This is a genomic window from Sphingobacterium sp. UT-1RO-CII-1, assembly GCF_026711005.1.
Taxonomy (GTDB): Bacteria; Bacteroidota; Bacteroidia; order Sphingobacteriales; family Sphingobacteriaceae; genus Sphingobacterium.
The window spans coordinates 848,947-862,897 of the sequence record NZ_JAPPVJ010000001.1 but is presented as its reverse complement, the minus strand read 5'-3'; the positions used below and the strand labels follow the sequence as shown (position 1 = coordinate 862,897).

At 35.0% G+C, this 13,951-nt stretch carries 15 protein-coding genes; 9 read left to right on the top strand and 6 right to left on the bottom strand.

Annotated features, from left to right (window positions below; all coding sequences use genetic code 11):
• The first annotated feature begins 65 nt into the window (after positions 1 to 65).
• The 8 genes from secA (at position 66) to ORI89_RS19230 (ending at position 9,135) form a co-directional block, all read left to right on the top strand.
• Positions 66 to 3,365, top strand: a complete 3,300-nt coding sequence (gene secA, locus ORI89_RS03475) for a preprotein translocase subunit SecA (RefSeq protein WP_268229033.1) — start codon at positions 66 to 68, stop codon at positions 3,363 to 3,365.
• 125 nt (positions 3,366 to 3,490) lie between these two features.
• Positions 3,491 to 3,943, top strand: a complete 453-nt coding sequence (locus ORI89_RS03470) for an SPOR domain-containing protein (protein WP_268229032.1) — start codon at positions 3,491 to 3,493, stop codon at positions 3,941 to 3,943.
• Between the two features lie 12 nt (positions 3,944 to 3,955).
• Positions 3,956 to 5,143, top strand: coding sequence for a M20 metallopeptidase family protein (locus ORI89_RS03465; protein ID WP_268229031.1), 1,188 nt, complete (start codon positions 3,956 to 3,958; stop codon positions 5,141 to 5,143).
• 82 nt (positions 5,144 to 5,225) lie between these two features.
• Positions 5,226 to 5,789: a thiamine diphosphokinase gene (locus ORI89_RS03460; RefSeq protein ID WP_268229030.1), complete on the top strand. Its 564-nt coding sequence runs from the start codon at positions 5,226 to 5,228 to the stop codon at positions 5,787 to 5,789.
• A gap of 8 nt (positions 5,790 to 5,797) precedes the next feature.
• Positions 5,798 to 6,280, top strand: coding sequence for a GNAT family N-acetyltransferase (locus ORI89_RS03455; RefSeq protein ID WP_268229029.1), 483 nt, complete (start codon positions 5,798 to 5,800; stop codon positions 6,278 to 6,280).
• A 332-nt stretch (positions 6,281 to 6,612) separates the two neighbouring features.
• Positions 6,613 to 6,927: a rhodanese-like domain-containing protein gene (locus ORI89_RS03450; protein ID WP_268229028.1), complete on the top strand. Its 315-nt coding sequence runs from the start codon at positions 6,613 to 6,615 to the stop codon at positions 6,925 to 6,927.
• 149 nt (positions 6,928 to 7,076) lie between these two features.
• Positions 7,077 to 8,501, top strand: a complete 1,425-nt coding sequence (locus ORI89_RS03445; protein ID WP_268229027.1) for a Glu/Leu/Phe/Val family dehydrogenase — start codon at positions 7,077 to 7,079, stop codon at positions 8,499 to 8,501.
• Between the two features lie 415 nt (positions 8,502 to 8,916).
• Entirely contained in the window at positions 8,917 to 9,135 is a 219-nt protein-coding gene (locus tag ORI89_RS19230) for a DUF6358 family protein (RefSeq protein ID WP_442800862.1), read from the top strand.
• A 119-nt stretch (positions 9,136 to 9,254) separates the two neighbouring features.
• On the opposite strand, the gene gcvT is transcribed toward ORI89_RS19230, so the two are convergent.
• From gcvT to ORI89_RS03415, 6 genes are all read right to left on the bottom strand, one after another.
• Positions 9,255 to 10,337, bottom strand: a complete 1,083-nt coding sequence (gene gcvT / locus ORI89_RS03440) for a glycine cleavage system aminomethyltransferase GcvT (protein ID WP_442800867.1) — start codon at positions 10,335 to 10,337, stop codon at positions 9,255 to 9,257.
• Between the two features lie 79 nt (positions 10,338 to 10,416).
• A complete protein-coding gene (locus tag ORI89_RS03435; protein WP_268229026.1) occupies positions 10,417 to 11,241 on the bottom strand; it encodes a DUF6929 family protein in 825 nt (274 codons plus the stop codon).
• Positions 11,238 to 11,924 carry a pseudouridine synthase gene (locus ORI89_RS03430; protein ID WP_268229025.1) on the bottom strand — a complete coding sequence of 229 codons (687 nt, stop codon included), beginning with the start codon at positions 11,922 to 11,924 and terminating at the stop codon, positions 11,238 to 11,240. The genes ORI89_RS03435 and ORI89_RS03430 overlap by 4 nt, the downstream gene beginning before the upstream one ends.
• Entirely contained in the window at positions 11,921 to 12,289 is a 369-nt protein-coding gene (locus tag ORI89_RS03425; RefSeq protein ID WP_268229024.1) for a hypothetical protein, read from the bottom strand. Before ORI89_RS03425 ends, ORI89_RS03430 begins: the two co-directional genes overlap by 4 nt.
• Before the next feature lie 33 nt (positions 12,290 to 12,322).
• Positions 12,323 to 12,799: a DUF4112 domain-containing protein gene (locus tag ORI89_RS03420; protein WP_268229023.1), complete on the bottom strand. Its 477-nt coding sequence runs from the start codon at positions 12,797 to 12,799 to the stop codon at positions 12,323 to 12,325.
• Positions 12,800 to 12,808: 9 nt separating this feature from the next.
• Positions 12,809 to 13,543, bottom strand: coding sequence for an SIMPL domain-containing protein (locus tag ORI89_RS03415; RefSeq protein ID WP_268229022.1), 735 nt, complete (start codon positions 13,541 to 13,543; stop codon positions 12,809 to 12,811).
• A gap of 154 nt (positions 13,544 to 13,697) precedes the next feature.
• On the opposite strand from ORI89_RS03415, the gene ORI89_RS03410 reads away from it, so the two are divergent.
• Positions 13,698 to 13,889, top strand: a complete 192-nt coding sequence (locus ORI89_RS03410; protein WP_268229021.1) for a cold-shock protein — start codon at positions 13,698 to 13,700, stop codon at positions 13,887 to 13,889.
• Positions 13,890 to 13,951: the final 62 nt, after the last annotated feature.

Below are 13,951 nucleotides of genomic sequence, written 5' to 3'. Positions count from 1 at the left end.
AAAATGTCAATAAAGTTATTTTTGGAGATATTCTTGCACTGCGGTAAACTGATATAAAAAATATTATGTTAAAATTTTTAAGTAAATTATTTGGTAGTAAGTCTGAACGAGATATTAAATCTGTCCAATCTATCGTAGAAAAAATAAAGCAAGAATACGAAAAATTATCAACTCTTAGTCATGATGAATTAAGGGGAAAAACACTGGCTTTTAAAGATAGAATCAAAGAATATTTATTAGAAATTGATACAGAAATTGCCACATTAAAGGCCGAAGCTGATATGGATGAGGTTGATATGGGCAAAAAGACAGAAATCTATGAAAAGATAGATAAGCTGACTAAAGACCGAGACAAAAAGTTAGAAGAAGTGCTGATGGAAATTCTTCCAGAGGGTTTTGCGGTTGTAAAAGAGACAGCTCGTCGTTTTACGGAGAATAAAGAGATAAGAGTTACCGCTACAGATTTTGATAAAGAGTTAGCTGCTTTCAAGCCTAACGTAAGAATTGAGGGAGAGGATGCTATTTGGCAGAATTCTTGGCTTGCTGCTGGAACTGAGGTCATATGGAATATGGTGCATTACGACGTACAATTGATTGGAGGTATTGTTTTGCATCAGGGTAAGATTGCGGAGATGTCAACTGGAGAGGGAAAAACCTTAGTGGGAACATTGCCGACATATTTAAATGCACTTACAGGGCAGGGTGTTCATATTGTAACTGTAAACGATTATTTAGCACGTCGTGACTCGGAGTGGAATGGGCCTATTTTTGAATTTCATGGGATGAGCGTAGATTGTATTGATAAGCATCAGCCTAATTCACCACAACGTAGAAAAGCTTATTTGTCAGATATTGTATATGGTACGAATAACGAATTTGGCTTTGATTATTTGCGTGACAATATGACGCAAACACCAGATGCTATGGTTCAGCGTAAACTTCATTATGCGATGATTGATGAGGTTGATTCAGTTTTAATCGACGATGCTCGTACACCATTAATTATATCAGGTCCAATACCACGTGGTGATGAACATGAATTTTATCAGCTGAAGCCTAGAATTGAACGTTTAGTTAATGCGCAGAAAGCATACATTAATACTGTTTTTAATGAAGCTAAAAAAGCTATTGCTAGTGGAGATACAGAGGTAGAAGGTGGTGGAAAAGCATTGTTAAGAGCATATAGAGGTTTGCCAAAAAATAAAGCATTAATAAAGTTTCTTTCTGAAAGTAATCATCGTCAAGTTCTTCAAAAGGCAGAAAACTACTATATGGCAGAGCAGAACCGAAATATGCCTAAAGTAGATGAAGAACTGTTTTTTGTTATTGACGAGAAAAATAACCAGGTTGAACTAACAGATAAAGGTATAGAGCTTATAACAGCATCTGGGGAAGACCCGACTTTCTTTATATTACCTGATGTGGGTTCTGAAATAGCTGAGATTGAAAACTCTGCTATTCCTTTAGAAGAAAAGGCGGAACGTAAGGAGGTGTTATTGCGTGATTATTCTGTTAAGTCTGAGCGTATTCACTCTATTAACCAGTTGTTGAAGGCATATACTTTATTTGAAATTGACGATCAATATATTGTTGATGAGGGGAAAGTTAAGATTGTCGATGAGCAGACTGGACGTATTATGGACGGACGTCGTTATTCGGATGGGTTACATCAAGCAATAGAAGCAAAAGAAAATGTTAAAGTAGAAGATGCGACTCAAACGTATGCTACAATAACTTTGCAAAACTATTTTCGAATGTACCATAAGCTAGCGGGGATGACGGGTACGGCTTCGACAGAAGCTGGTGAGCTTTGGGAAATTTACAAGCTAGATGTTGTCGAGATTCCGACTAACAGACCTATTCAAAGGGATGATCGTCAGGATTTTATATATCGTACAGCTCGTGAAAAGTATAATGCTGTAGCGCAAGAGATACAAACCTTAACAGAGTCAGGACGACCGGTGTTAGTGGGTACTACTTCGGTAGAAATATCAGAATTATTGAGCCGGATGCTTAAGTTAAGAGGTATTAAACATAATGTTTTGAATGCTAAGCTTCACCAAAAAGAGGCGGATATTGTAGCGGAAGCAGGAAGACCTGGACAAGTGACAATTGCTACAAATATGGCAGGACGAGGTACGGATATTAAATTGTCTACAGAAGTTATTAATGCAGGCGGTTTAGCTATTATTGGTACCGAACGACATGAGTCGAGGCGTGTAGACCGTCAATTACGTGGCCGTGCGGGACGGCAAGGAGACCCAGGCTCATCACAGTTTTTTGTTTCTTTAGAGGATAATCTTATGCGGCTATTCGCGTCAGAGCGTATCTCTAACATTATGGTTAAGATGGGTGTTGAAGAGGGAGAAGTGATGCAACACAGTATGTTAACAAAGTCTATCGAACGTGCGCAACGCAAAGTAGAGGAAAATAACTTTGGTATCCGTAAACGTTTGTTAGAGTATGATGATGTGATGAATTCGCAACGTACAGTTATTTATAGCAAACGTAAAAATGCACTTTTTGGTGAGCGTTTAGATGTAGATTTGAACAATACTATTTTTGATGTTGTAGAAGATGTTGTCGTAAATGCTAAAGAAGGGGCAGCATATGAGGAGTTCCAAATAGAAGTTATTCGCTTGTTTGCTGTTAATCCAGCAATAACAGAGGAAGAGTTTGGGCAAAGTAGTATTGAGACTTTAACGGATAGTCTGTTTCAGCAGATTATTACACATTATCAGGCCAAAGAGAAAGCTATCGCTGAGCAGACATTACCAGTTTTGACAAATGTTTTGGCTGAGCGTGGAGCGATGATTGAAAATGTTGTTGTTCCATTTACAGATGGAATAAGAGGAATTCAGGTTGCAACAAATTTGCAAAAGGCCGTTGAGACAGAAGGTAGAGAAGTATTTCGTTCTTTTGAAAAGGGAATTGTTTTAGCATTAATAGATGATGCTTGGAAAGAACATTTACGTGAGATGGATGATTTGAAACAGTCTGTTCAGAATGCTGTTTATGAACAAAAAGACCCGATCATTATTTATAAAATGGAAGCCTATAATTTGTTTAAAGAAATGTTGGCTTCTATGAATAAAGATATCGTTAGTTTTTTGTTTAAAGGAAATATTCCAGGGCAGGAACAACAGCCTGAGAATGTAAAAGAGGCTGTTCAGAAACCTGTTCAACAAACACAACTTAAAGCTACAAAAGCAGAACTTTCATCACCTACTGGCGTTTCGGAAGAAGATAGAGATACGCGGGATCAACAAATTACTCAACCGATTCGTAAAGAAACGACAGTGGGAAGAAATGATGAGTGTCCTTGTGGATCTGGATTAAAGTATAAAAACTGCCACGGAAAATAAAAAAGTGACACTTAAAGTTTTTTTTAAAACTTTAAGTGTCGTTTAATTGTATTACCAATAGTGCTCTGATTATTTTCGTTTTTTGAGAAAAGTTTAGGGAGTTTCGGTTTGAATAAGATTACAATATGTTGTACAAAGTATTTATTTTAGGCTTTATTTTCACAGGAGCTATATCATTCTGTCATGCTCAATCAGGTGAGGTTGAGGTAGAAAAGGACGCTTTGATAACATTGTTGCAAGAATATAGGGCCGCCTATAATATTCATCCTGCAGCTCCTAAAATAGTCAGCTTGGGGACAAGAACTATTGAAAAGAAGACAGGTGCACGGGTCAAAACCCGGGGTTTTAGGGTGCAAATCTATTCTGGTGCTAGCCGAAGTGAAGCCAATAGCGTACAAGCTCGTTTTCAGAATTCCTATAGTGATATTTCCGCATATTTAACATATGATGAACCTAATTATAGGGTAAAGGTCGGAGACTTTAGAAGTCGAGGAGAAGCTACGAATTTAATGCGTGAATTACGTTCGGCATACAACAATGTTTTTGTGTTTACAGAGGATATTTGGGTTTACGAATAAATATTAGAGAAGATGTCTATTCTTAAAGATCAGGTTGGAAATTTAGCTTCATCTTTTTTTTCAGAGATAGTTGAGCATAGAAGAGTTTTACATAGTAATCCTGAATTGTCTTTTGAAGAATATGAAACTTCGAAATATGTAAAAAAAACACTTGACACACTCGGTATAAGCTATGAAGAAATGGCTAACACGGGTGTTGTTGCTTTGATTAAAGGTGAAAAAAAATCAAATAAAGTATTAGCCTTAAGAGCAGATATGGATGCTCTTCCTATTCAAGAAGTTCCGGGTCGTAGTTATGGGTCTAAAATACAAGGGGTTATGCATGCCTGTGGGCATGATGTGCACACAGCTTCATTGTTAGGAGTAGCCAAAATACTTCAAGTATTAAAGTCTGACTTTGGAGGGACAGTGAAATTAATTTTTCAACCCGCAGAAGAAAAGATACCCGGCGGGGCTTCTATTATGATTAAAGAGGGAGTTTTAGAAAGTCCTAAACCAGAGGTAATTATAGCTCAACATGTCATGCCTTTTATAGAAGTAGGAAAGGTCGGGTTTAGATTGGGGAAATATATGGCTTCTTCAGATGAGTTATATATGTCTATCAAGGGGAAAGGTGGGCATGGGGCACATCCACATCAAAATATTGATCCTATTTCCATTAGTGCACAGATTATTACAGCATTGCAACAAATTGTGAGCCGGACCGCTGATCCGAGAATACCAACTGTTCTTTCTTGGGGTAAAATTATTGGGCTTGGAGCTACCAATGTGGTGCCCGATGTCGTTAGTTTAGAAGGAACCTTTAGAACATTTGATGAAGAATGGAGAAATAAAGCTCATCAAAAAATGAAGAAAATGGCAGAAGGTATTGCGGAGAGTATGGGGGCTGTTTGTGATTTTGAGATTAGAAAAGGTTATCCGTTTCTAATTAATGAACCGGTTTTGACAGATCGAGTTAGGCGGTTTGCTATAGAATATCTCGGTAATGAAAATGTGGTGGATTTAGATTTATGGCCAGCGGCAGAAGATTTTGCATATTATTCACAAGAGATAGATGCTTGTTTTTACCGTTTAGGAACAGGTAATAAAGACAAAGGGATATGTTCAGCCGTGCATACATCAACGTTTGATATTGATGAAGATGCGTTGGAATTAAGTATTGGTTTAATGGCTTATATTACACTGCGCCAATTAGATTAATTGGTTCTTATTCTACAAAGCGGTATTGTAAAGTGTTGATCAGCTTTCATTAGGGCTGTATTATTATATTCGTTTTTTCATTATGTCTTCACATCATATTATAAGAGAAAACCAAGAGCCGGCATTATTATTTAATTCCATAGACTCACTTGGTTCAGAATATTTAGGACAGCTATTAGAGTGGAGTCCTTCGGTATTGACTAATGACTATTTCGTTGATTTTTTATTGGTAGAACGTATAAAGGTAGATGTAGTTTTTGGTGGTGAGCGCACTTTGTATGAACAGGACAGTATTAAGAAGGTAGGCGTAAGCCAGTCTTTCTTACAAGACGCATTATTGTATTTAGTATCTAATAATTATAAAGCAGTTAATATTATTAGCGATAAGGTTGAGGAAGTTTTTTTTGAATTTTCTAGACTTATTAATATTGTTGTTTTTGTAGAAGGGATAAGATATGTTTTTGTAAAAGGGCACTATAAAAAATGGAAGCCGAAGGGCGAGGTGATTATGGTGAAAGAAAAGTATTTAAAGTCATTAGTTGGTTTACATCGTATTAAAGCAGATGAATTTGTGTCGGTTTCTGATGGTTTTGTTCACCTGGAGTTTAATAGCGAAGGATTTGTAAGTATAGGAGAAGTATTGTAATGTTTTTTTTGAAGGCAACAACTGATGATTGGAAAGAAATTTCGGAGATTGCTTACGAGAGTTGGGCTGTTGCATATGCAAATATATTATCGCAGAATCAGATTGATTTTATGTTAAAAAGCTCTTATTCTGAGAAAGGTATTTTTGATGCTATATATTCTGGTCAAGAGTTTTACTTTATTCGTTTTAAGGAAAATTCGGTGTCGTTAGGGTTTATTGCGCTTATGCCAGGGGAAAATATTATGCGTATTGAAAAATTATATTTAAGACCTGATTCGCAAGGTTTGGGCTTAGGCAAGAAATTTATTGATTTTGCAGAAAGTATCGCCTGCACCAATAGATTAAATATTTTAGAACTTAATGTGAATAGAAATAATAAAGCTTATTTTTTTTATTTGCGGCAAGGTTTTGAGGTTTTTAAATCCATAGACATTCCTTACCATGAGTTTGTTTTAAATGATTTTATAATGAGAAAAAAAATCAGTTTATAATAAAGCAGATGGAAACCTGGTTCATTTTTCTTGGCATTTTTGAATTTTGAAAGAGGTAAAGCTTTAAAATTGGTTTATTTTATAATAGTTTTCAGGTATTATTATTACTTGTGCAATATCCATGTAGTAGAGGTTATAGAAACAAGAATGAGAACGAAGAGCAGACATATTTATTCACCATAAAGTTTCTTGATAACAATAATCAGATTATTCCATGTGACCATTTAAAGTTAAAGTCCAGACGTAGAAAATTATTGTTTTTATGTATATAGCATTTATTTGTAAGTTTTGTTGAAAAAAAAATAGTATATTTGATAAATTAATAGAAAATTATGAAAGAAGTGACTGTTCAAGAATTGAAAAACATGATTGAGAATAAAGATGATTTTCAATTAATTGATGTTCGTGAATCTTTTGAATATGAGGTATCTCATCTTAATGGTCTAAATATTCCTTTAGGCGGTCTTCTTATCGAAGTTGATAAAGTAGCAAAGGATAAGCCAGTAATTGTGCAGTGCCGTAGTGGAAAAAGAAGTGCCCAAGCTATTTTATTGTTAGAACAGCAAGGGTTTAGCAACTTAGCTAATCTTAAAGGTGGTATTGTAGCATGGAAAGAAGAGATAGACCCAAGTATAGACGTCTATTAGTAGTAAAGGTTAATCAACCTATTTTCTTTTTGTAGACAACAATTAAACTGGAGCCTAACGAATAGGGTCTCCTGTAGCCGTGTGCCGTAAAAAATAATTTAAATATTTGTATATAGTATAATCAACCTAAAAAAAGCAAGTACCTGTATATGGAAGACCCAAGTAAAAAGAATTTAAGCTTTTTTGAAAGCGTCCAAAGTAATTTTGATAAGGCAGCAAAGTTGACACGTTTTGACGATGGAATTTTGGAACAGATCAAAACCTGTGATTCTATTTTGAAGATCAAGTTTCCCGTGAAAATAGCAGGAAAGCTTGAAGTGATAGAGGCATATAGAGTTCAGCATTCGCATCATCAATCACCTTGTAAAGGTGGTATTAGGTTTAGTATGGAGGTTGATCAAGAGGAGGTAATGGCTTTGGCGGCTTTAATGACCTATAAATGTGCAATTGTTAACGTACCATTTGGAGGCGGTAAGGGGGGGGTAAAAATAGACTCTAAAAAATACGCAGTTGAAGATCTTGAAAAAATAACTAGAAGATATACCGCTGAGCTGTGTAAGAAGAACTTTATTGGACCAGGCATTGATGTTCCTGCTCCGGACTATGGAACAAGTTCAAGAGAAATGAGTTGGATCATGGATACTTATGCATCCTTAAATCCTAATGATATTGATGCTCAAGCTTGTGTTACAGGGAAGCCAATATCGCAAGGAGGTGTTAATGGTAGAACGGAGGCAACGGGGTTAGGTGTTTTTTTTGGTGTACGTGAAGCTTGCTCTTTCAAAGAGGATATGGATAAGCTTGGTTTAACTACGGGGATAGAAGGAAAGAGGGTTATTGTTCAGGGCCTTGGGAATGTTGGATACCATACGGCTAAATATTTTGAGGAAGCAGGAGCTATATTAGTCGGTTTGATAGAGTATGATGGGGCTATTTATAATGAACAAGGTCTTGATTTAAATGCAGTTCAAGCCCATAGGCAAATAACAGGAGGTATTTTGAATTTTCCTGAGGCTGTTAATTACGTAAACCCAGCTGAAGGATTAGAACTACCTTGTGATATTTTAATTCCTGCGGCATTGGAAAGTGTCGTGCATAAAGAAAATGCGGATAAAATTCAGGCAAAAATCATTGGTGAGGCAGCTAATGGTCCTTTAACTGCAGAGGCGGATGTAATTTTAAATAGGAAAGGTGTGCTGGTTATTCCAGATATATATTTGAATGCTGGAGGTGTAACTGTTTCTTATTTTGAATGGCTTAAAAACCTGAGTCATGTTAAGTATGGTCGTCTTGAAAAAAGATTTAGTGAAAACATGTACCAAGAATTAATTGGTATTATTGAAACGACGACTGGAAGAAAAGTATCTGAGCTTGAGCGTAAAACGGTGTTGAGAGGGCCTGAAGAAGTTGACTTGGTGCATTCAGGCTTGGAAGATACAATGATTGATTCGTATAATGAATTGCGAGAAATTTATAATACAGTTGAAGGTGTTGAAGATTTGCGCACTGCTGCATTTTATTGTGCAATTAATAAAGTGGGCATAACCTATGAACAAAGAGGTATATTTCCATAGCGGTTAATATTAATATGACTATTTAATAGCCGTGTTTTTCTGTAAGAATTCACGGCTATTTTCTTAAAGGCATAAGAGCAGGTGTAAATCAAAAATATTCGTATTTTTATAGCATGAAAGATCTTACACATCAAACTAGACAAGCTTTTTTCTTTAGTTTGGGGTTCTATATATTTGCAATTTTCTTTAAGATCTTGAAAGTAGGCTTTGCTGATATGTTAATCAGTATAGCGTTGTTAATCTCTTTGATTTGGGTTGTTTTGGTATTTAGGGAAGTTATGCTATCTACGAAACTGACAAATTTAGAACGGATTTTATTGATTGTTTTCATCATATTTGGTAATATAATAGCAGGTGTAATTTACTTTTTTTTAATAAGAGATAAGGTAATAGTACTTGTAGATAAAAGTAAAAAATGACAAAATATTTTATTTTAAATGTTGTATTAAATTTTGCTATTGCATTTATTGTATATAGTGCAATTATGTCTTTTCAGGCAGGTAACCAAGTTTATTTATTTATCTCTATAGCCTTATTGGTTGTAATGGTATACTTTAAGGTGGTTTTGCTTAAGGTTGTCAAGAGCAACTCTAATAAGTCTAAAATATCGAGTAATAAAAAAGGAGTTAAGTAGAAAACTTAACTCCTTTTTTTCATCTGTTTATTCTTTTATGAAGCAATTTGATTTATTCATGGCGGATATGTTTCAATAGTATTGCGTGAAACGTTTTAAAGAAGCCATGAAATACTTTCTTATTTAACAAAAGGTGGCTTTTTTACTACCGCTTTTACAGCATTATTTCTAATGGAAATAAATATCTCAGTGCCATCTTTGGAGTAATCAAGATCAACATAGCCTAATCCGATTGATTTCTTTAAGGTTGGCGATTGTGTACCAGATGTGACACGGCCAATTTTTACTCCTCCAGCATTAACAATATCGTAGCCATGACGAGGAATACCTCTATCGATCATTTCAAAACCAACTAATTTTTTAGATAAACCTTTTTCTTTTTCGGCTTTTAGATTCTCACTATTTATGAAATCTTTGTTGAATTTTGTAACCCAACCTAGGCCAGCTTCGAAAGGGGATGTGTTATCATCAATATCATTTCCATATAAGCAGAACCCCATTTCTAATCGTAGGGTATCTCGTGCTCCTAAACCAATTGGTTTAATACCATAAGAGGCTCCGGCCTCAAAAATAGCATCCCATACCTTTTTAGCGTCTTCATTAGCGACGTAAACTTCAAAGCCTCCAGCACCAGTATAACCTGTAGCTGAGATTAATACATTTTCTACACCTGCAAAAGTACCTTTTTCGAAAGTATAGTATCCCATTGATGCTAATTCGATGTCGGTTAAGGATTGCAATGCTTCCGCGGCTTTTGGTCCTTGAACAGCAAATAATGAAGTTTTATTAGAAATGTCAATCATTTCGACATTGTCAGTGTTGTGTTTACTGATCCAATTCCAATCTTTTTCAATATTTGATGCGTTAACGACCAAAAAATAGGTTGTAGCATCGATACGATAAATTAAGAAATCATCTACAATACCGCCATTTTCGTTTGGTATATAGGCATATTGTACTTTTCCATCAAGAAGTTTGGAAGCATCATTCGAGGAGATACGTTGGATCAGGTCCAAGGCATTTTCTCCTTTTAAGATAAACTCACCCATGTGGCTGACATCGAATACACCTACGGCATTGCGGACCGTTTCATGTTCATCATTTATGCCAGAATACTGAACAGGCATATTAAAGCCAGCAAAAGGAACCATTTTGGCGCCTAATGCAATATGTTGTTCGGATAGTACAGTGTTTTTAATCATAACAGTTGATAAATCAAATTTTTCCAAAAATAACAAAAATAAGACCATTTACAGCCTGTATTTTATGATACTTATAATCTTATAAAGTAAGCTTTAATTTATAAAGGTTGGCGTTTTTATTGTCATCGTCATTATCTTCACAAAGTATAAAGGTGGTTTCGGAATGTGCTTTTTTAAAGACAGCTATTCCTTCGAACTTATGTTTCTTGGAGAGAAGCTTTGTAAAATCTAAACTCAATGTGTATGTGTTTAAACAGCCTATTATTGATCCCTTAACTTCTCCGTCTAGATATGTAGATGCTATATCCTCTGCGGCCGCAATGAAATATATTTTATCATCGGTATATACAGCGTCTGTGAACCCTGTTGGAACGCCGTCTATACAAGGTAACTCAACGGGAGTAAAAGAATAGGGGTGTAAGGTCTTACTGTCTAGCTTGAAAATTCCATTTTTTTGTGCAGGTCCATTTCCTCTATTGAATAGTAAAATATCGTTAGCAATCGAAACTGCACCTTCTATATTAAAGTCAGGTTGGGCGATGTCAAATTTATCTTTCATCTCTTTATAAATAGATGAAAGATCAACCTCTTCAAGCATTTCCTTGTTAGGATTATATTTAATTAGCTGATTTCGATCTGTAGAAGAACCCGAACCAAATATGTATAGCGTATCATTTATTTCGACAATAGATTCGAAATCAGGTTTATCATTTTTAGGAATATATTCATTTATACCACTGTTTCTTAATAAAGTTTTTTGGATATCTTTTTTATCTAAGTGATAGCTATATAAGAAATTACTATCATCAGCTATGATTTTTAGCTCATTATTATAATTTATAATACCGGAAGCAGCTCCTATTCCATGTATAGTGAGGAATAGCTCTAAAAAGACTTCTTTCATAGTTTTATCTTTAATATATCTATAACTTTTTGAAACTCATTTTGAATGGGCGCCTGTATATCTATTATTTCTCCTGATGTGGGATGATTGAATTTTAATGATTTAGCATGCAACATCATGGTGTCCATGTCGAATCTATCTTTCCAGAGTTTGTTTTGTTTATTACAACCGTGCGGTCTGTCCGCAAGAATGGGGTGAAAAATATGAGCGAAATGTTTTCGTATCTGATGCATTCTTCCTGTTGTAGGTTTTACTTCTACAAGCGAGTAGCGTGATGTTTCATATTTGCCTAAAGGAATGTTTATTTCGAAACGTTGTAATGTTCTGTAGTAAGTGATAGCCTCTTGTAAAGTTCCGTTGTCCTTACGTAACGGATAATCTATCTTACCAGCGTCTTCGGTGTAACCACGTACTATTGCCCAGTACGTTTTTTCAACTTTTTGTTCGGCAAATAGCTGCTGTATTCTAGGGTCTATTTCTTTGTTTAAGGAAAAGAGTAAGATGCCGGCTGTTTTCCGGTCTAGTCGATGTGCAGGATATACTGGTTGTTGAAGCTGATCTCTTAATAATTGAAGTGCAAATATAGAAGCATCTGATGCAATTGGTGAGCGGTGTACCAATAACCCATGAGGTTTATTAATAGCTACAAGCTCTTTGTCTTTATAAAGAATACTTAAGTTCATCTCCCTCTTACAATTGTTAAAAGCTCCTGTGCCTTTTCATCTATTTTGGGACTTAGCCATACTTTTCCAAAGATGCCTAAGCCTATAATAACATTTTGATCTTCCCACCTGATTTTGGTTAAAGAAAACACGTAGTAATTTTTAATGTGCAGATGTTCTTCAACGAACTGGTCGACTAATGTATTGCCTATAAGCTGTATCCCAAAATCAATTAATTCTTTATTTTTAGATCCTGGTTCGGTTTTTAGTAGCGAAATTATTTTATCTTTTACAACTTTTTCGTGAAGTTCTTTTGGGGGATTAGATAAAAAACTAAGTAATAAAATAGTTATTCCTAAAATGGAAAAAAGTCTTGTTTTACTCATAGTTTGTAAAAATAAACAATTTTACGAATGAAGCTAGAATAGTTCAATTACCCAGTTGCCTATTAACCAAAGAAAATAGAAGATAGCGGAGCATAGTAAAATTAGTATAAAAAAGATAATAGAAAGTATGCCTTGCGCACTTCCCTGGTGTTTATCCTCGTAATAATATTCTTTTAATAGTTTTATATTTCTATGGTTTGCCTTAAATATAAAATCAATTACATTACCTAAGAGGGGAATGGAACCCAGAATGGCATCCGTTATGACATTTAGCATCATTTTTACTGCAGCTTTCGAGCTGATGCCATTTCTAAACATCATGATTACTAGTAGGATGGATATAGAAAATGTTAAAAGTTGGCCTAAAATGGGAATGAAATTTAAAAGAGGGTCTAATCCGAAACGAAACCCAAAGGCATGATATTTATTATCTAAAAGGGTGGAAATTCGTTCCACCCAATCAAAGTCTTTTTTTATTTTATTTAAATGTTTTTCAGATCTGATAGTCATACCGATAGTTTACTGTAACTCGTAAACAGCGTCTATATTGCACGTCAATTTGATGGGACGAACATTTAGGTTTAGTTTTTCTTGTTCGCTAAAGTTTTCTCCGGACGCTAAATCAGCTTTTGCCATAGTTGCGTACAGACGTGGTGTTGGCATAACATCATTCCAGTTGAATGAACTGTTGTCATTAATGATAAGTACTCGACCTATTTTGTCACCTGCTGCGATAGCTACTATTTCTGCGTTTGTGCGTGCATCTTGTACTGCAGCGATTTTTAGCTCTTTTTCAATTTGACGCTTTTGTGAATGGTCATAACCGTTTATTGAAGTGCTTTGTATGCCTTTTGCATCAACTAGGTCTAACATAGTATTTAAGCCATTTAAGTTTTCAATTTTTAAACGGTATTGTTTCGCTTGTAGTAATTCATTGTTACTTTTCTTTTTATCGTTATCGTAGTTGTAGCTGTAAACGTTTTGGATAGTAAAGTTTTCTTTTTTAACTCCTATATCCATTGCAGCATTGTAAAGTTGCTTTTCTAAAGTTTCTATTGTTACTTTCTTTTTGGTATTTCCATCTATAAAGTATTCTTTTAATGATACGGACAAGTACACGATATCGGGGGTTACTTCAAGCTCGGCATACCCTCGAGTGGATACTTTTCTTCCAAATTCTACGTTAGTTTGTTGAGCATGACCTGCTTTTGTCATTGCTATAATAATTAAGATTAAGCCTGTGATTTTTTTCATTTTCGTTTTTTTTGTTTTAGAACATAAGCAAAAATGCTTCCATAGTATTTGACAGCAAAAGTCTAATTCGGTTTAAAAAAAAATAAAAGAAATAAAAGACATTAGAAAATAATTTATACCTTTAGGAATAATACTTATTAATACACAATTCAAAATGCAAGAAGGCGTAGTAAAATTCTTTAATGAGACCAAAGGTTTCGGTTTCATCATCCCTAACTCTGGAGAGAGCGAAATTTTCGTTCATGTTTCAGGATTAGTTGACAAAGTTCGTGAGAACGATCATGTTTCTTACGAAATTGAACAAGGCCGTAAAGGTCTTAATGCGGTAAATGTAAAACTTATCTAATACCTAGATTTAAAATATATTTATTGTGAAAAAGCCAACTTAATTATTAAGTTGGCTTTTTT

What these genes read in the sequence shown, in the direction of transcription:
- secA (WP_268229033.1), top strand. Translation starts at nt 66, where the DNA reads ATGTTAAAATTTTTAAGTAAATTATTTGGTAGTAAGTCTGAACGAGAT.
- ORI89_RS03470 (WP_268229032.1), top strand. Translation starts at nt 3,491, where the DNA reads ATGTTGTACAAAGTATTTATTTTAGGCTTTATTTTCACAGGAGCTATA.
- ORI89_RS03465 (WP_268229031.1), top strand. Translation starts at nt 3,956, where the DNA reads ATGTCTATTCTTAAAGATCAGGTTGGAAATTTAGCTTCATCTTTTTTT.
- ORI89_RS03460 (WP_268229030.1), top strand. Translation starts at nt 5,226, where the DNA reads ATGTCTTCACATCATATTATAAGAGAAAACCAAGAGCCGGCATTATTA.
- ORI89_RS03450 (WP_268229028.1), top strand. Translation starts at nt 6,613, where the DNA reads ATGAAAGAAGTGACTGTTCAAGAATTGAAAAACATGATTGAGAATAAA.
- ORI89_RS03445 (WP_268229027.1), top strand. Translation starts at nt 7,077, where the DNA reads ATGGAAGACCCAAGTAAAAAGAATTTAAGCTTTTTTGAAAGCGTCCAA.
- ORI89_RS19230 (WP_442800862.1), top strand. Translation starts at nt 8,917, where the DNA reads ATGACAAAATATTTTATTTTAAATGTTGTATTAAATTTTGCTATTGCA.
- gcvT (WP_442800867.1), bottom strand. Translation starts at nt 10,337, where the DNA reads ATGATTAAAAACACTGTACTATCCGAACAACATATTGCATTAGGCGCC.
- ORI89_RS03435 (WP_268229026.1), bottom strand. Translation starts at nt 11,241, where the DNA reads ATGAAAGAAGTCTTTTTAGAGCTATTCCTCACTATACATGGAATAGGA.
- ORI89_RS03430 (WP_268229025.1), bottom strand. Translation starts at nt 11,924, where the DNA reads ATGAACTTAAGTATTCTTTATAAAGACAAAGAGCTTGTAGCTATTAAT.
- ORI89_RS03425 (WP_268229024.1), bottom strand. Translation starts at nt 12,289, where the DNA reads ATGAGTAAAACAAGACTTTTTTCCATTTTAGGAATAACTATTTTATTA.
- ORI89_RS03420 (WP_268229023.1), bottom strand. Translation starts at nt 12,799, where the DNA reads ATGACTATCAGATCTGAAAAACATTTAAATAAAATAAAAAAAGACTTT.
- ORI89_RS03415 (WP_268229022.1), bottom strand. Translation starts at nt 13,543, where the DNA reads ATGAAAAAAATCACAGGCTTAATCTTAATTATTATAGCAATGACAAAA.
- ORI89_RS03410 (WP_268229021.1), top strand. Translation starts at nt 13,698, where the DNA reads ATGCAAGAAGGCGTAGTAAAATTCTTTAATGAGACCAAAGGTTTCGGT.